Genomic DNA, 17,751 nt, shown 5'->3' with positions numbered 1-17,751 from the left:
GGACCTGGCTTCCTCCCCCACGCCCCTGCCCGTGGATGAGCCGCGCTTCCAGGCCGCGCTGGCCCGCCTCATCGTGGACCCGGGCCTGCGCCAGCGCTTCCTGGAGGCGCCGGCCGCGACGTGTGCCTCGCTGGAGCTGAGCGCGCCCGCCACCGAGGCCCTGCTCCAGGCGGGCCCGGCGCACATCGACCTGTTCGGACGCGAGGTCGCCGCCAAGCGCTTCGCCCTGATGGCCAAGATCGCGCCAGCGACGCTCAAGCTGCTCCAGAAGGAGCGGCTGCTGCACGGCCTCACCACCCGCTTCGTCGCCACGTACCTGCCGCGCGAGTCACGGGAGTATCCCAATCGCTCCGTGCGCGACGGCTTCTGGCTGTTGGACCTGGTGGAGCAGCTGTTCACCGACGGCGAGCTCCAGCTTCCGCACCTGCGAGACATCGCCCGCTTCGAGCGCGCCCAGCTGAGCCTCTACTCCACGCGGCCCCCGGTGGAGAGCGCGCTGGCCGCCCGCGCCGCTCGCGACGCGCGCCCGGAGCCCACCGACGCCGAGCTGCTCACGGCGCGCCCCCACCTGGGTGCCCACACACGGGTGGAGCGCTTCGGGTGTGACGTCATCGAAGCCATCCGCCGGGTGACGGGCGGGGCCTCGCTGGAGGACGTCGCCGCCACGCCCACCCTCATCCTCTTCCTCAAGGCGCCAGGCTGGCGCAACGTGCAGCCCCTGGGCATCAACGAGCGCACGGCCACCGTGCTCTCGCTGTGCGATGGCCAGTGCACCACCGAGGAGCTGCTCGCGCGGCTCGCGTCGCGGGGCTCGCCAGGGGACAAGGACCGGACCGAGGCAGGGGGGCTCAAGCTCATCCGGGACCTCCATCGCCTGGGCGCCGTCATGCTGGACTTGGGCCTGAAGCAGTGAAGGTCGGGCGCCCGCCACCAGGAGCATCACTTGCGCATCTGTGCCGTCATGAAGTACCCGCCGATCCAAGGCGGGGTGAGCGCCCAGTCCTATTGGATGGCACGAGGACTGGCCGAGGCGGGCCACGAGGTCCACGTCGTCACCAACGCGGACGAGGTGGAGCCGGAGCACCGCATCATCTTCGACGAGGATGACCGGGAGTGGCTGGCGCCCGCCTTCGGGCAGGGCCGCGTGCATCTCCACGGCACCGAGCCGCTCTCCCCGACGCTCACGCACATCCCCCAGTCGAATCCCTTCACGGGCAAGCTGGCCGGCAGCGCGGCGGAGGTGGTCCGTCGATATGGCTGCGACCTCATCTACAGCTACTACCTGGAGCCCTACGGCGTGGCGGCGCACCTGGCGGCGTCCTGGACGGGCGTGCCCTATCTGGTGCGCAACGCGGGCAGCGACGTCGGCCGCCTCATGAACCACCTGGGCCTGGCCACCACCTACCGCGAGGTCCTTCGCCGCGCCGACGGCATCTGCTCGGGCAGCCCCTATCCCTATCTGGGCATGGGTGTTCGCCCCGAGGCGCTCTACCGCGGCCCTCCCTCCCATCTGCCACGTTCGTGCTTCAGCCCCCAGGTGGTCCCGCTGGACATCCCCCTGCATGCGGCGCGCATGCAGCGCGAGCATCCGCACCTGGTCTCCAACGCGCGCCCCATCGACCCCGCCGTCCCCATCATCGGCGTGTACGGCAAGCTCGGCATCGCCAAGGGCTCGTATGATCTGCTGCGCGCGCTCGCGCGGCTCAAGGCCGAGGGGCGCCGCTTCCAGCTCGTCGCGCTGGCGCGCAGCCGCAACATGGACACCTACTTCCGGGTGCTCGAGGAGCTGGGGCTGGCCGCCAGCACCTGGGTGCTGCCCTTCGTGCCGCACTGGAAGGTCGGCCGCTTCATCCGCGCCTGCCGCGCGGTCTGCTTCCTGGAGCGCGACTTCCCCATCACCTTCCACGCGCCCACCGTCCCGCGCGAGGTGCTCGCCTCCGGGACCTGCCTCATCCTGTCGGGGGAGATCGCCAGCAAGCAGCGCTTCCGCGAGCGCATCATCGCGGGGGAGAACGCGCTGGTCGTCCCCGACCCCAAGGTGCACGCGGACCTGGCCAATGCCCTGCGCCTGGTCATCGACGACGCGGCGCTGGCGGCAAGCATCGGCCAGAAGGGCGCGGAGCTGCTCGTCGACGGTCGTGAGGAGCAGCCGGCGGGCCGGGGCTACGAGCCCATCTTCCAGGACGTCCTCGAGCGGCGTGGCGGTCGTCCCTCCACCCTGCCCCTCGCGGACCGGGGACTGCCCGAGACACGGGAGGTGGCGCTGCGCACCCTCGTCCCCGCCCTCTTCGAGGCGCTCGGGGAGCGCGCCGGCGCCGCGGTGGAGTCCTTCGTGTCGGCGCACCCGAGTACCGGGGCCGGCTGCTTCGAGGATGCCGCGGCCTTCTGCGAGTGGGTCCTGGACCACCAGACACAAGGGGACGCGCGGCTGCGGGACGTCGCCCGCTACTGCGAGCGCCTCGTCTGGCTGGGGACGACCCGCGCCGAGGAGGAGCGCCTGCCCCTCTACGACCGCGTGGACCGGTGGGGCGCCGACAATCGGAACGCGCCCATCCGGGCGATGCTCCGCCTGGTGCCCACGCGCTCCAACCTGCTGCGCATCGAGCGGTTCGAGGTGCTGCCGCCCGGGCTCCCTCCCGGCAGGGAGGGCTCCGGCCCCGGCGCGTGCATCGTCGTCTTCCACAAGCAGCCCAACATGAACGGCCACCACTTCCGGGTGAACACCTGGACCGCGGGCCTGCTCGAGCGGTGCGACGGGACGAAGACGGCGCAGGCGCTCCTCGACGCGGAAGCCGCGCGGACAGGGCGCCCCGCGGAGGAGCTGGAGCGCCCCCTGCTCGAGGCCTTGCAGCTCTTCCATCAGAAGGGCCTCATCGTCCTCTCGGCGCCGGACAGCTCCATCAACGTGGCGTTCAGTCACGCCTGAGCCCGAGCGACCTGGCATGTGCGGCATCGCGGGGATGTTCGGAGGGGTGGACGAGCGCGTGCTCTCGCGGATGAGGCAACGCCTCGTCCACCGGGGGCCGGATGGCTCGGGCACGGCCGTGCTGGGCCACGCGGGCCTGACCAGCACGCGGCTGAGCCTGCTCGACTTCGAGACGGGCTCCCAGCCCATGCGAGGGCGGACGGGCCAGCCCGTGCTCGTCTACAACGGCGAGCTCTACAACCATCAGGCGCTGCGCTCCCGGCTGGAGGCGCGAGGCGTCCGGTTCGAGGGACGCAGCGACACGGAGGTGGTGCTGCGCGCCTTCGAGCACGAGGGGCTGCGCTGCGTCGAGGAGCTGGAGGGCATGTATGCCTTCGCGGCGACGGATGGCGAGCAGCTCTGGCTGGCCCGGGACGCGTTCGGCATCAAGCCGCTCCTCTACGCCCTGGTGGATGGAGGACGGCGGCTCATCTTCGCGTCGGAGTTGAAGGCCCTGCTGGAGGAGCCCGCGGTGCCTCGCCAGCTGGACCGCGCCTCGCTCTTCGAGTGGTCCACGCTCCACAACGTGCTCGGGGACAAGACCTTCTTCCACGCGGTCCGCGAGCTGCCCGCCGGGGGCACCCTCACGGTGCGCCGCGGTCCGGAGGGGGTGTTGCAGCTCGAGCAGGGCCGGCACGGAGGGACGCGGCCCGTGGAGCTGCCCGCGGAGCCCGAGGCGCTCGTGGAGGCGCTGCTCTCCCGACTGCGTGCCTCCGTGGAGGGGCAGCGGGTCGCGGACCACGCGGTGGGGGTCTTCCTCTCCGGCGGGCTCGACAGCTCCCTGCTCACCGCGCTGCTCACCGCGCAGGGGGCTTCCCCGGTCCACACCTTCACCGCCGCGGAGTCCGTGGACCACCCCGACGTGCGAGCGAGCCGGGAGCTCGCGGCGCTGCTCGGCACCGAGCACCACGAGTACCTCTTCTCTTCCGAGCGGCTGGTGCGGGCGCTGCCCGAGACCATCGTCACCTTGGAGGCGCCCATGGAGGCCTCCCTCGTGGAGAGCGCGGCGCCGCACATCCGAGGCCACGTCAAGACGGTGCTCTGTGGCGACGGCGCGGACGAGCTGTTCGCCGGCTACGCCGTCCATGCCTCCCCCGAGCCGTGGGTCCGCGCCTCGATGGAGAACTACAACCGGCTCATCCGCACCCGCCGGGTGGCGCCGGAGGAGTGCCGCGAGACCAAGGCGGTGCTCTCCACCCTGTCGACGCGGGAGCCGCAGGTGTTGCGCGAGGCCGTCCACCGCTTCTTCCTCGACAGCCCGCTGCGCTACTCCCACCTGCGGGTCTGGGACCACGGCTCCATGGCGCATGGCCTGGAGGTGCGGGTGCCGTTCCTGGACACCCGGGTTCGCGACCTGGCCCTCGCGCTGCCGTGGTCCTGGCGCCTGCGAGGAGAGACCCGGAAGGTGCTGCTGCGCGAGGTCGCCCGACGCGTGCTGCCCGCGTCCATCGCCGAGCACATCATCCAGCGTCCGAAGCTCGCGGCGCCCTCCGCGGTGGCGGGTGCCTCCGAGCAGCTCAAGCGGCTCGCGGAGACGCTCGTTCCGGCGGAGCACCACGAGGGACATCCCTTCGGCCATTACTGCGCCCGTCCCATCGACCTGCTGCGGCTCGACCTGTTCATCCTCCTCTTCGTCGGACGAGGAGGCAGGCTGCCCGAGGGCTTCCGCACGGAGGACCTCTATGGCGCGTACCGCGAAGAGCTCCTCGCGGCGCTCGCGCGGGCCGCTGGCTGAAGCGCGCGCGCCTCGCGCGGCACGCTCTCGACAGGGGCCCCCTCCCTCACGCTAGAAGCGCGTGAAGTCAATCTGCAGGACGGGGGTGTCCGCTTCGATGTCGCGCTTGAACCGCCCCCACCGGTCGAGCGTGCTCTCGTCGAGCACGGCCGGGTCGCGATACTGGTGGAACAGCGCGTAGTTCATCGAGCGCTGGAGCGCGAGCAGGTCCGGCACGGCCGCGAGCCACTCGGCGTCCATCCGGCGGTGCTCCCGATACCCTTCGAGGAAAGGCCCCAGGAACGCGGTGACCGCCGCGTCGCGCGCATCCCGCTCCTCGCCTCGCGCGATGTAGAAGAGCAGGACCGCGATGTCCTTGACGAACCACGCGTACTCGCAGTTGTCGAAGTCGAACGCGGTGATCTTCCCTTCGGCGAAGCAGAAGTTGTGCATGTGGAGATCGGCGTGGATCAGCCCATAGCTCTCCGGTGTTCGCGGCAGCTGGTTCAGTCGCGCGATGATCGCCGCGGTGCGCTCGCGGACGAGCTTCTCCTCGGGGGGCGCGAACCGGTCGATGTCGACCACGTCGTACTCATGCCACTCCTGGCGCTTGAGCCGGGGGTTCGAGGGCGCGTAGGTCTGGGCGCGGTTGTGGAGCCGCGCGAACAGCCGGCCCAGGTCGCGGAACAGGGGGGGCTTCCAGTAGCGCTCCTTGAGCGGAGGCGCGTCGTCGAAGACGATGCCCGGCGCGCGCTCGAACGCGGTGGCGACGAAGTAGCTGCCGGGCTCGCGGTCCTCGATGCGCTCCACGAACTGCCCCGACTCGGAGAGGACCGGCGAGGCGATGGGGATGCGCGCGGCGGCCAGGTAGCGAACGAACTCGACCTCCCCCAGCGTGTAGTCGAGGGTTCGCCGCGTGCTGTGCGAGATGCGCAGGATCAAGCCCTCGCCGTCTTCGTTCTCCGCCTCGTAGACGAAGTTCTCGAAGGCCGTGAGCTCGGTGAGCTGCTCGGGCGACAGGCCGTACCGGCGCGCGGCCTCATCGCGAATCGGTTCATGGAAGCGGCGGACGAGCTCTGGATGCATCGAACCCTCTACTCCTTCAACGTGAGGCTGCTCTCACCGTGACTCAGCACGGTCGAGGCAGCGTGGCTGGTGACCGAGATGCCCAGGCCGCGCGCGAGGGTCTCCGCCAACGGGGGGCCATTGCGCGGCCGCGTGAACGCGGCCAGGTCCGCGCCGGTCAGCGGGTGGTCCGAGCGCCGGAGCCGCTGGTTCAGCATCCCCTGCTCGCGCTCGACGACGCCCAGGCACCGACGCTCCAGGGCGAACGCGCTGGCGACGACTCCCGCGAGCTCACCGCGGAGCGGCTCCGCCACGACCTTGTCCGCCGGCAGCCCATGCGCGAAGAACTCGGCCAGTCGCCGCTGGCTCGTGGCCTGCTCGGCGGGGTCCAGCTTCGCCAGCGCGTCCAGCGAGGCACCCTGGGGCGTGCCCGGCAGGGCCTCGCCGATGCGCGCGAACAACCAGCGGCTGAGATTGAGCTCTCGCTGGTAGGTCTCGGCGAGCGGGAAATCGTCCCGGAGCAGCGGGTAGCGCGCGACGTCGATGGGCGCCTCCACGAACTCCTGCAGCGCGGTGCGCGGGAGGTGCCCCGCGAACGCCGCCCGGAGCCGCTCGTGGAGCAGCCCCTGGCTCGCCCCGAGGAAGCGGACCACCGCCTCGACGCGCTGCCCGAGCAGACCGTAATCGAGCGCGGCGTCGAGATCGCCCAGGCGCGCCGCGATGTCGGGCTGGACATCGATGGGCGCCGGGGCCAGGCCGGTCAACACCTGCATGTACTCGTTGATCAGCGCCGGCGGTCCGGCGCACACGCCGTGCGGACCATGGAAGACCGCGTGACGCTCGGCGTAGTCCACGATGGTCTGCGCGGTGACGGGCTGCTCGGGGGCGTCGCGCACCAGATCATTGGTGACCAGGCGGACGCCGTCGATCAACCGGAACATGGCCGCCAGTCCGCTGTCGAGCTCGCCGTTCCGCGCCGGATCGACGCCCCGCACCATCACGTACCCCACCGACGCGAGCGTGCAGACGACCTGCATGTGGAGCTCGCCCGCGGTGAGCACGCCTGGGGTCCGAGGCGGCATGCGCGCGAGGAAGGCCCGGCGGAACTGCTCGGTCAGCGAGAGCAGCTCCGGCCACTGACGCGCCATGGCCTTCATCGCCGTCACGTTCATCGGGAGCTCGCTCTGATAGCGGCTCCCCGCGTAGTGGCACTGCTTGCGCACGGTCGGGAGATCGAGGAACAACGTGCGCGGTGTGACGTTGTTCTCGCCCACCTGCCGGCCATCACCGTCGACCGCCGGATGCGCCACGCGGTAGACCGGCACGACGACCTCGAGGTTCGACAGCTCGAAGGCCCGTCCGAACGCCTGTTCCGTCAGCACGGGGCAACGATTGTCGTGGGCGCTGAACGTGAGCGGCTCACGCCCGGCGGGCACCTCCCCCAACCGCTCGGGATAGGACACCGCGGCGCGGCTCGCGGGCCCATCCGAGACCCGCCGCAACACCCGCTGCTCCATCAACATCTCGAGCAGGTCCCGGATCTTCTCCCAGGAATGGGGCGCGCCGTCCGACCACGCCATGGCGTCGGAGGCCTGGAACTGCTCGACCTGGAGCAGCTTCTCGCCCAAAGGCGCGATGTCCGGCTCGTCGAAGATGAGCTCCACCTCGCCATAGAAGAGGTGCAGGACCTTCTGGCCATCACCTGCGTCGAGCCGGTCGTGCGTGAGCCGCCTTCGATTGGGAATGTAGAGCATCTCATCCGCTTGCAGCTGTGCCATGGCTTCTCACTCCCGCTTCAGTGTGACGTCGCGCGACCAGGTGCCGCCGAGCGAACGATAGACCGCGACGCGATGGTTGAGCAGCAGCCGTTGTGCTTGCAGGCTCGCGCGCTCGAGCCCGACCAGGTTCGTCAGAGCGGAGAGCACCGTCAGGTAGTCCGAGCGCCCCTGCTCGAAGAGCCGCCTCGCCTCGTCCAGGAGCTGCCGCCCCAGCAGGACCTGCGCACGCAGGGCGCGCAGGCTCGTCGCCCCGGTCTCCTCCTGGACCACGGCATCCTGCACCCGGCCGATCGCCGTGTTCAGCGCGAGCTCGTATTGGACATGGCGACGGTGGAGCTGGATGGGCAGTCGCTTGTGCTCGGTGAAGCGCCTGCCATCAAACATCGCCCAGGTCAGGTTCACGCCGACGACGGACTGGTGGAGGACCGGCTCCGAGAGGCCAACCTTCGCGGCGCCCACGCTGCCCACCAGCTGGATCACCGGAAGCCAGCTCGCCCGGTTCGCGTTGATGCGGTGCTCGACCTCGGCGACGCGCAGCTCCTGGAGCCGCATCTCCGGTGTGTTCGCGTTCAGGTCTCCTGGCGTTCCAAGGTTGGGCGAAGGCGGGAGATCTGGAAGCTGTCGCTCGAGGGGAACGATGTCGTCCGCGGGACTGGGGACCCGGCCCAGCAGCGCCTTCAGCTCCGAGTTCAGAAGCGCGTTCCGGGCGGAGATGAGCGGCACCTGCGCCTCGAGGTTCAAGAGCAGCTGCTCCTGCTGCAGCACCGCGAGCCGGGGCGTGAGGTGCTGCTCGAACCGCGCTTGAATCAGGCGGAGCAGCTCTTTGTTGTAGTCGATCTGCCGCTGAGTGAGGTCCTTGAGCGCGCGGGCCTCGAGGATGTCGAACCAGACCTGGGCGATGCGCTGCGCGAGGTCCTGGACGCGGGCCTCGGTGAGCTGCCGCTGCTGCTCGGCGAAGTTCAAGCCCGCGCTCCGCTGCGCGGCGAGGTTGCCGAACAGGTCGATCTGGTAGGTCAGACCGACATCCGCGGTGGCGATGCTGTACCGGGCCTGGGTCGCCGGCGCGGGCGGGACGATGGCGACGACCTGACTCAGCCCCGCCGGGTTGAGGATGCCGACCTGGAGCGGGTACCACCAACCTTGCGGCACGTTGGGGTCGAGCTGGTTCTCGTAGATGAGATCCCGCACGTCGTGCAGGACCAGGCTGTTGCCGAAGCACTCCTGGATGGCCGCGTCGAGCGCCGGGTCGGCGAACGCCGACCACCAGACCTCGTCCTGGGTGACGTGCTCGGCGGGCCGCGCGGGCCCACCCTCCTTCGACGGCCGCGGGTCTGGAGCCCCGCCCTCGGGTGCGGTGGATGGTGCGGGCGGCTCGGCGCGCGGCTCGATGGCGGTCGAGTAGCTGCTCGGCGCCGGTGGCGGAGTGACGACGACGGGACGGACCAGCCCACAACCGGAGAAGGTCGTCGCGAGGAGGGCGAGCGGGAGTCGAAGTCTCATGGGTGGCTGACGACCACGAGGGCTTTCGCGTGGTTGAGGACGCAGCGCTGCGCGACCCTCATGGTCTCCGGATCAAGTGAGGCGAAGCTCTCGTCGAGGATGACCAGCTCGACCCCCTGCAAGAGCGTGCGCGCGATGTAGAGCCGGCTCTTCTCGCCATGCGAGAGCTGCCAGCCGGTCTCGCCGATCATCTCCTCCAGGCCGGCGGGCATCTTGGCGATCAGCTCGTCCAGCCCGAGCTCCTTGCACAGCGCGGCGGCCTTGGCCCGCAGCTCGGGCGACGTCGGCCACTCGCGCCCGAGCAGGAGGTTGTACGCGAAGCTGCCGGACAGGACGTGGTTCTCGTGGAACTGCGGCGCGGCGGTGACACGCTTGCGCCAGCCCGAGGCGCCGAACGTCGCGCGGTCCAGCGCGTGCAGCAGCATCACACCGCCCTGCGGCGAGCGCAGGCCCGTGAGCAGCGACACCAGCGTCGACTTGCCACCGCCAGATGGGCCCTCCAGCAGGATGCGGTCGTCCTTCGCGATCTGGAACGAGCAGTTCTCGATGACCGGCCGGGTGCGCGCGTCGTGCCGGAAGGTCAGGCCCCGCGCCTCGATGAGCGTCCCACTGTCGGCGTCCGTGGGCTTGCCTCCCTCCATCTCGAGGGGGACCTTCGATTCGAGCTCGGGGCGGCCCACCGCGGCCAGCAGGTCGCGGATCTGCTCGAACGACACCGCCGCCTGGGAGACCTGCTGGAAGTAGACGGCGACCTCGTCGAAGGCCCGCAGCGCGAGCAGGATGCCGCCCACGGACACCGCCAGCGCGCTGGCATTGGCCGTCCCGGTGCTGAACGCCGGCAGCAAGGTCAGCAGGGCGAGCACCAACCAGCCGTCGCGCAGCAGCGCGGTCAGCTGCATGGTCCGGCGGTCCATGACCTTCGAGACCTCGGAGTAGGCGCTCAAGCGGATGTCTTCGCCATCGTGCCAGCGCTCGAGGGGGAGCTGCGCCAGCCGCGTGCGATGGCCGAGCATGCGCTCGAGCAGGTCGTGGGTGATCTCGACGCGCGCGCTCGACCACGCCCGCTGGACGCCGTAGTGACGGCGCGCGAGGACGAACGCGACCACGACCCACAGGACGAGCACCAGCGCCTGGGGCCACCCTCCCGCCCCGAGCACGAGGATGCCCCCCGCCAGGACCAGGTCGACGAGCGACAACACCGCGAGCAGGGCGCCGCCGACCGCGAGCTGCTCGACGACCTCGGACTCGGCGACGCGGCCGAAATGACGGCCGATGCCGTCCAGCCGCACCTCGTCGGGGGTCAGCTTGAGGGTTCCCGTGAGGAGCTGCTGCTTGAGCAGCGTCCCGAGCCGGATGGAGAACACGCCCTGCCACCACACCTCGAGCATGCGCAGCGGAATCGCGCACGCGATGACGGCGATCCACCCCAGGAACCAGCCGGTCTCCAGGTGGGCCTGGAGCGCGGCCCGGCCGAGCAGCCAGAACGAGAAGGCCAGCACCAGCGAGAGCAGCGTGTGGCTCACGAGGATGCCGGCGATGAGCGACGGGATGTCGCCGAGCAGCGTCCGCCGGCTCGCGGTGCGCCGGGGGCGCATGATCCAGCCGGTGCGCAGCTGCGCCTGGCCGAGCCGCTGCAGCAGCATCTGTGAGCGGGCGTGCTCGCGCGCGCGGGGCGACATCTCCACGCCGCCGAGCAGCTGGTCGACCTCCGCGGCGGTGGCCTCCTGCTCCTCGCGCAGGAGCGCGAGCGCGCTCTTCTTCGGGACCAGGACGGCGGTGCCGTCGCACGCGAGCAGGCGCAGCTTCCCGCGCCGTGTCCCCAGCAGCACCAGATAGGACGGGACGCCGTCTCGCCGGACCTGGAGGATGCAGGGCGCGGCGCGCGCGAGGACGTCGGGCAGCTCATGGTAGAGCGGCGTGATCGGCTCGAGCTCCACGCCGAGCCGGTCTCCGAGCGCGAACATCCAGACCCGGCTCGGCTCGACGGCCGCCGCGGGCGGCGATATCTCGCCCCCGGCCCTGCCATAGCCTTGCCGCTGCGCCAGCTGCTCCAGCGCGTCCGGCAGTCGCTCGACCGGCCACAACAGGTCGGAGTTCGCGCGCGTCATCCCACCAGCTCCAACCCGCCCGAGCCAGGCTTCGCGGCAGGCGTCTCCACCGGCTTTGGCGTTGGCGTCTCCGCCGGGTTCGGCGCCGGCCTCTCCACCAGTTGGCCGCCCGACAGCCACCAATGGCGCCAGCGCCCGCCGCCCCACAGCAGGGTGCGATTCTCCTGGTCGGCGCGAAGGAGCACCGCGTACCGCGACTCCTGGTTCGCGAGCAGCTCCTTCGGCGACCCGTTCTCGAGGATCCGGCCGTTCTCGACCACGAGCACGCGATCGAACTCCTGGGTGTGCTCGACGTCGTGGGTGACACAGAGCAGCGTGATGTCCTTCCAGAGCCGCCGGGACTCGGCGAGCAGCCGCGCGCGCCGGTCGCGATCGAGACCACGAAAGGGCTCGTCGAGGATGGCCAGACGCACGCCGGAGCGAAGCATCGCGCGCGCCAGGCGCACGCGCTGACCCTGGCCACCGGAGACCAGCCCTCCGCCCTCGCCCAACGACGTCTGCAGCCCGTCTGGAAGCGCCTCGAGGATGTCGAGCATCTCCGCGCCCTTGAGCGCCCCCGACAGGGCCCAGCCGTGCGCGCCGTCGTTGCCGTACCGGAGGTTGTCGAGGAGGCTCTGGTTCCAGAGACTGATCGCCGGGTCCACCCAGGCCGTGGTGCGCCGCAGCCGCTCGATGGCGGCCTGGTCGAGCACCTGCCCGTCGACCCGGATCTCACCACGCGCCGGCCGGAGCCAGCCGAGCAGGAGGCCGACCAGCGTCGACTTGCCCGCTCCGGAGACCCCCACCACGGCCACGTGCTCGCCGGGGGCGATGTTCAAGGAGACCTTGTCGAGGATGGTGTGACCGCCGCCCTTCACGCGGACCTTCTCCATCACGATGGAAACGCCGCTCGCGTCGGCCGAGGCCGCGGGCGCGACGGGCGCCTGCACTGGCGCCTCGGGCCGGGCCTGCGGCTCCTTGATGTCGCCGATGACGTCGAGGAGCCGGCGGACCCGGTTCATCGCGTTCGGGAACGCGCGGCTCAGCACCATCAGCCGCTGGCCGAGGATGGGGAAGCGCAGCGCCCAGTAGACGACCAGCAACACCAGCGAAGCCCGGCTCGTGCCCGCGAGGTACGAATAGACGAGCAGCATGACCAGGCCGTAGCTCACCAGCATCAGCACGCCCTCGAACCCGACCGACAGCGTCTGGAGCCAGTAGCGCGCCTTGGTCCAGCTGACGAGCAAGGTCTCCTGCGCGCGGCGCAGCGACCGCTCGGCGCCGTGGATGCGGATCGGCGTGAGCCCGACGAGCGCGTTCAGGGTGAAGCCGCTGAGCGCGCCCGAGTGCATCTGCACGCGCAGGTCGGGCTCGAAGAGCAGCTTCTGGGCAATCAGGGGCACCAGCAGCGTGACCGCCGCGAGCGCGAGCACGATGTGCCATGCGTACGGCGCGGCCCAGATGAGCGCGACGGTGATGCTCACGACCTCGAGCGACAGGATCAAGGCCTGCGAGAGCAGGAGCGGCAGCGAGCGCATCGCCTGGATGTTGTGCGTTCGCGACGCCATGTCGGAGGCGAGCCGGCTCTGGAAATAGCGGTCCTCCATCTCCGGGAGCTTCTCGAAGTACGCCTTGCGCAGCCGCACCTCCAGCCGGCGGCCGATGCCGAGCAGCCCCAAGGAGATGGGGATCTGGATGAGCATGAAGCAGAGCGCGACGCCCGCGAGCACGGCCATGCCCGTCGCCCGCTGCGCGAACGTGCCCAGGTCGCGCCCCAGGTCGAGCACGCCACGCAGCATCAGCGCTTGTAGGAGCCGCCCGAAGGTGGCGAACACCAGCCCCATCACAATCAGGCCCGGAACGAGCCACGAATCCTGGCCTCGAAGGCGCAGCAGCGTCCGCGCGGGGCTCACCTGCTTGGCGACGAGCTCCGTCGCCAGGTCGCTCGCGAGCACCGCCCTGGGCGCGTCCTCGCCCTCGCGCGGAGCCTCGCGCCAGCCGCGAATGCGCATCAGCACCGCGCCGGTCATCGACAGCTCGCCGTCCACCTCGGGGTTGGGGCGAACGGACCAATAGGTCGCGGGAATGGGCACCTCGCCGGAGGCGTCCTTCGCGACCATGGATTGCAGCAGACTGGCCGCCGTCCGGCCTCTCCGGACGGCGCCCGCGCGAATCATCGCCTCGGACGCCCGGCACGCGGCGTCGAGCCTGGCGATCGACAGGTACCCGGGGTCCTCGAGCGCCTGGGCCACCAGCGCCCGCGCCTGCGTCGCCCCCAGGTCCAGCAGGCGGCGCTCGAACGTGGCGACCGCCTCCTCGGACCCGGCCCACTCGCGCCAGCCGTCCGCCGGGACGGAGGTGGTGTGCTGGTACAGGTGGCTCAGCAGCGTCGAGATCCGGGTCCAGTGGCGGCCCGCCGCCGGGTCCATGACCTGGATGAACGGGCCGATGCGATTCCACAGCACCACGAAGTGCGGCCGCCCTCCCGCGCTGAGCGTGACGATGATGGCGGGAAGCGCCTTGGCTTCGGGGACCACCACGTGGTCCAGCGGGAGCATCACCTGCTCGGAGTCGAGCCCGAGCTGGTTGGCGACCTCATCCAAGGTGACGATCGAGGTGCCGTCGACGTCCGTCTGACACACCTCGCGGAGGACGCGATAGTTGAGCTCGGCGCCCATCCCCGCGAACAGGCTCTTGAGTGAAGCAGGGCCGCAATCCGTCGCCGAGATCTGGATCACCTCGGGAATGATTGAGGACCGACGCCTGGGAGGAGTCATGGTCAGCGGGCCTCGGCTTCGGGCCGAAACACGGTCACGGGCGGCTCATCGGGCTGCGGATTCCATTCGCCGACCGCCCGCATCAGCAGCGCGACGGGCGACGCCCGCGCGACCTCGACCTCCACCGACAGGGTCATGCCGTGGCGAAGCTGGATGCGGGGGTCCTCCGGCGGCGCGAACTTGAGCTCGACGCGCACCGTGCCCGGGATGGCCTCGGGCGTGGCGGTCTGGCCGGGCTCGGTCCCGACGGCCGTCACCCTGGCGGGGACCGTCCCGTAGATGGTCATCGGGTAGCCGTCGAGCTTGAGTCGCGCGGCCTGACCGGGCTCGATCAACCCGACGACCTCCTTCGGGAAGCGGGCGCGCACGCGCACCTCGGCGTCGCTCGCGACGATGGTGCCGACCCGCTGCCCGTCGGCGATGAATGCTCCCGAGCCGAGCTCCGCCACGTCGACCAGGTGGCCCGTGGCCGGCGCCCGGTACAGCTTCCGGTCAATCTGGTACTCGAGGCGGTCGATGGCGCCCTGAAGCTCCCGGATGCGCCCCTCGGCGCCCAGCGCCTCCCGCTCGAGTTCCAGCAGCTGCGCGGCGAGGGCTTGACGGCGCACGTTCTGCTCGCGTCGCAGTCGGGTGAGCGCCAGGCTCTGCGCCGCCTTCGCGGAGCGGAGCGCGTCGACATCGGTCGTGCGCTCGAGCTTCTCCATCTCGGAGACCGCGCCCGTCGGGCTCTTGAGGGCCAGCTCCGCGCGCTCCACCGCGAGCCGGTGCCTGGGCGCGAGCTCCTGCTCCCGCTCCAGCGCCTCCTTGATGGCCACCTCGTCCACCGCCGCCGTCAGGGCCGCCTCGTCGCGCTTGTTGGTGATCTGCTGGCGGATGATGGCGAGTTCCTTCTCGGTCGCGGCGAGCGTCGCCTGGCTCCGCTCGAGCTCGAGGCGTTCGGCCCGTGCGTCGAACTCGATGAGCAGGTCGCCTTCCTTGACCGTCTGGTCGAGCTTGAGCAACGAGCGCACGACCCTGCCCGCACTGGGCGGCTCGATGCGATGGACGGCGTTATGGGGCTCGATCCGCGCCTGTGAGCTGGCCTTGACGAGCGGGACCTTGGCGAACAACGACCAGGCGACGAGCCCGCCAGCACACAAGACCATCAGAGCGACGAACACGAGGCGCGTGTCCGACTCGTAGTTCAGGGAACGAAGGGTCCGCTCGAAGGGATATGCCATGGTCCGTGAACGAAAGTCGCCTTAATGGTCGCACCGTGTCAACACCTCGGCCGCCGCAGGATGATGCACTCTCCCTCTGACTCAATACAGGCACCTCGCTGCGACACGGACGCTCGTTCACATCGCCGCAATGCGTCGCACATTGATCGCTTGTTCGATTTGACATCCAGACTCGATTACACTTAGCGTTCGTCTTGAAAGGAGGCACACATGAAGATCAAGATCCACGTCCGCGGCGGCCCCAAGGCTCGCTAAGTAGTGAGTTGTCTTGACGCCGGATGTCTCGGCGGGTCGTACCTCATTTCAAGATCGTCCGAGAGGAGTTGATGGGGATTATTCCATCAGCTCCTCTTTTTTTATTTCTGGCGACGTCTTCAAGTCGGGCGCCACCTCAATCCCAACCTTGCAAGTCGGACAGGCTCGCCCGTCATGTATCTCTGCTTCACCGTGTGTCGCACCAGCATTGATGAGCAAATCGGCCTGATTGAGCTGGTTTCGCGCCCAGTTCTGGCGTGTGAAGGCGGGCGCGGGTGCAGAGGCCTACCCGAGAAGTACGGCCAACCCTCTCAAGCAATGCTGCGGGGCGTTCTCGGGGCACCTTGACGCCCTCGTGGAACTTCTTCGCCGTCACCGGATCCACGCGGCCGTCGGAGCCGTCGCCCCGAGCCTGGAGTCGCTGGGTCGCGCCCAGGTGCGTGCCCGTCGGCGATGACGAGCCTCATGCCCGTCAGCCCCCGCTCCAGCAGTTGGCGCAGTAGTTCCAGCCACGAGTCCTGCGACTCGCTGCCGCCCAGAGTCACGGACAACAGGTGCCGGTGCCCACATCCTCTCCCACGCCGTAGGCCACCAGGGCGGAGACGTTCTGCCCAATCCCGCAGTAACCGAGTCAGCAGGTGGAGAGGCTGCGCATGTTCCTCCCGCTCCAACTTCTCCGTAATGACACTGGCCAGCTCCCGAACATTGGCGCTGGCCGGTGTTGAACTCCATGACGCACCTTATCCCTCCATGTGGCAGTCACACCACGGGCTGGCGCCAGGTGCGAGACAGATGCTCCTGCCCTTCTTGAGCGAAGCGCTGCATCAGCTCGTCCCGGCCGCGATTCCCGTGCTCCAGCAGGTACGCCAGTTCCACGGGCATCAGCACCTTGACGGTGACCAGCCGCACCTCTCCGGCCGGCATGGTGAAGCGGGCTGGAAGCGTGCTCGGCGCCATGCCCAGCAGCACCCCCACCCTGCCCTCCTTCGTCAGCAGCGGCTCGGGTACGCCCTGGCCAGCGACCTCCATGGAAAGGAAGCCCGCCTTCACCTTCTCGCGCACGCTCTCGTGTCCCGCGAGTTCGTTCCCCACCCGCTCCAGGAGCAGCACGGGCCAGCTCTTCTCGACGTCTCCGAGGGGCTCGTCCGTCTCCAGGGCAAGCTCCAGGCCGAAGCCCACAGACGGCTCCGCTCGGTCCACAAAGAAGTCTGACAGCCCGTCCGTCACCAGCAGAGTCCGCCCCTCGGGGCGGTGGATGACACGCCAGACCTGGCGCCGGGCGGGCCAGTTGCCACCAACGACGATGGGGATGATGACCTCGTCGTCCAGCTTTCCCAGGGTGCGCCAGAAGGCTTCGCGGGCCACGTCCGTCTCATCCCGAAGCGCCAGGAGCTTCCGGTTGAGGTCGCGCGCCTCCGGACTGATGGCGCTCGGGCCTGTGACCTCCTCGAACTTCGCCCCAATGACGCGCGCGCGTTCCAGCGCATCCTTGACATCCTCAGACACGATGAGCGCGATGGTCCATCCCCAGGTCCGGAACACCTTGGTGCCGCCTACCTTCGTCGGGTCGATTCGCATGCCCGACACACCGCGGTATTTCCCGACCTTCTCCGGGCGTCCATCCTCCGGCTTCCAGTACCGCACCTCCTCCGAAGCGTTGTCGTCGATGCACCGGATGAGCCGAGTAGCAACGAGAATGCAGTACGGCTCGGACTGTCCGTCGACGTCAACCGGAAGGAGCTGCACGTCGTCAGGCGCCAGCTCCGCGAAGATGTTCGCAACCCACTTGTGAACGATAGGAGTGTTACCAACACCCGCCAGGGAATAATCGAGAGGGCTCCCGGGATGGTCGATGGGGATCTTGAGTCGCGTTTCAATCTGGACGGGGCAGCCAGCCTTGAACTGCCAGGGGTCATCAACTTCCTGGCCCTGCGAATCTGTGGGGTCTCCCAGCAACCAGCGCCCTTGGAGGCTCATGTCATCGGAGAGTTTGAAGTATCTCATCGTCATGACTCCTCCTTTGCGTCAGTTTCGAGTGACCAGAGCATTGAGCCGGGAGCCAGATTTGGTGATCTCCTTGGCCAGAACCCGAAGTTCTCCAACGAGCGCCTCTCTGCATTGCTGGATGCTGCGACAGCCCTCCATTGCATCCTCCAGCCGCTCGTATATCTCTTCATGATACTTCTGCGGGTGAGGCCCTTTGTGGCCCGGCACGCGAACCTTGTTGGCCGCGTCATCGAGTGACATGCCCGCTCGATTGAAGGTAACTCCTCGCCGGGCCCCGTCTGGCGCGTCGAGGAGAATCGTGAAAGGGGCGGCGCGGGACTCAGCGGCGAGGGGCGCGAGCTTCCGCCCAGAGGGAGACGTCACCGTTCGCCGTCTGGCGGAGT

10 protein-coding genes and 2 pseudogenes are annotated in these 17,751 nt (G+C 69.6%); 3 read left to right on the top strand and 9 right to left on the bottom strand.

The genetic code is table 11. From position 1 onward, the window contains the following. The 3 genes and pseudogenes from FL311_RS44295 to asnB form a co-directional block, all read left to right on the top strand. Positions 1-913, top strand: a pseudogene (locus FL311_RS44295) (hypothetical protein); the annotation flags it as partial. Positions 914-943: 30 nt separating this feature from the next. Then, positions 944-2,926, top strand: a complete 1,983-nt coding sequence (locus FL311_RS29320) for a glycosyltransferase (RefSeq protein WP_141330220.1) — start codon at positions 944-946, stop codon at positions 2,924-2,926. 16 nt (positions 2,927-2,942) lie between these two features. Next, positions 2,943-4,700: an asparagine synthase (glutamine-hydrolyzing) gene (asnB, locus tag FL311_RS29315; protein WP_141330218.1), complete on the top strand. Its 1,758-nt coding sequence runs from the start codon at positions 2,943-2,945 to the stop codon at positions 4,698-4,700. A gap of 51 nt (positions 4,701-4,751) precedes the next feature. On the opposite strand, the gene FL311_RS29310 is transcribed toward asnB, so the two are convergent. The 9 genes and pseudogenes from FL311_RS29310 to FL311_RS45975 form a co-directional block, all read right to left on the bottom strand. Beyond that, on the bottom strand, positions 4,752-5,765 hold the full coding sequence (locus FL311_RS29310) for a phosphotransferase enzyme family protein (RefSeq protein WP_141330216.1): 1,014 nt from the start codon (positions 5,763-5,765) through the stop codon (positions 4,752-4,754). 8 nt (positions 5,766-5,773) lie between these two features. Next, a complete protein-coding gene (locus tag FL311_RS29305) occupies positions 5,774-7,522 on the bottom strand; it encodes a hypothetical protein (protein ID WP_141330214.1) in 1,749 nt (582 codons plus the stop codon). A 6-nt stretch (positions 7,523-7,528) separates the two neighbouring features. Further along, positions 7,529-9,022: a TolC family protein gene (locus FL311_RS29300; protein ID WP_141330212.1), complete on the bottom strand. Its 1,494-nt coding sequence runs from the start codon at positions 9,020-9,022 to the stop codon at positions 7,529-7,531. Then, on the bottom strand, positions 9,019-11,130 hold the full coding sequence (locus tag FL311_RS29295; RefSeq protein WP_141330210.1) for an ABC transporter ATP-binding protein: 2,112 nt from the start codon (positions 11,128-11,130) through the stop codon (positions 9,019-9,021). Before FL311_RS29295 ends, FL311_RS29300 begins: the two co-directional genes overlap by 4 nt. Continuing rightward, entirely contained in the window at positions 11,127-13,886 is a 2,760-nt protein-coding gene (locus FL311_RS29290) for an ATP-binding cassette domain-containing protein (RefSeq protein WP_141330208.1), read from the bottom strand. The genes FL311_RS29295 and FL311_RS29290 overlap by 4 nt, the downstream gene beginning before the upstream one ends. Positions 13,887-13,888: 2 nt before the next feature. Next, positions 13,889-15,046 carry an HlyD family secretion protein gene (locus FL311_RS29285; protein WP_223747486.1) on the bottom strand — a complete coding sequence of 386 codons (1,158 nt, stop codon included), beginning with the start codon at positions 15,044-15,046 and terminating at the stop codon, positions 13,889-13,891. Positions 15,047-15,798: 752 nt separating this feature from the next. Beyond that, positions 15,799-15,971 (bottom strand): annotated as a pseudogene (locus tag FL311_RS45430) (transposase); the annotation flags it as partial. A 149-nt stretch (positions 15,972-16,120) separates the two neighbouring features. Further along, positions 16,121-17,107, bottom strand: coding sequence for a DUF1629 domain-containing protein (locus FL311_RS29275; RefSeq protein WP_368668596.1), 987 nt, complete (start codon positions 17,105-17,107; stop codon positions 16,121-16,123). A 279-nt stretch (positions 17,108-17,386) separates the two neighbouring features. Next, a complete protein-coding gene (locus tag FL311_RS45975) occupies positions 17,387-17,608 on the bottom strand; it encodes an AHH domain-containing protein (RefSeq protein ID WP_255510371.1) in 222 nt (73 codons plus the stop codon). Positions 17,609-17,751: the final 143 nt, after the last annotated feature.

It is taken from the genome of Myxococcus sp. AB025B (assembly GCF_006518215.1).
In the GTDB taxonomy this organism is placed as follows: Bacteria; Myxococcota; Myxococcia; order Myxococcales; family Myxococcaceae; genus Myxococcus; species Myxococcus fulvus.
The sequence above is the reverse complement of the archived record's forward strand: the minus strand, read 5'-3'. Positions and strand labels throughout refer to the sequence as shown.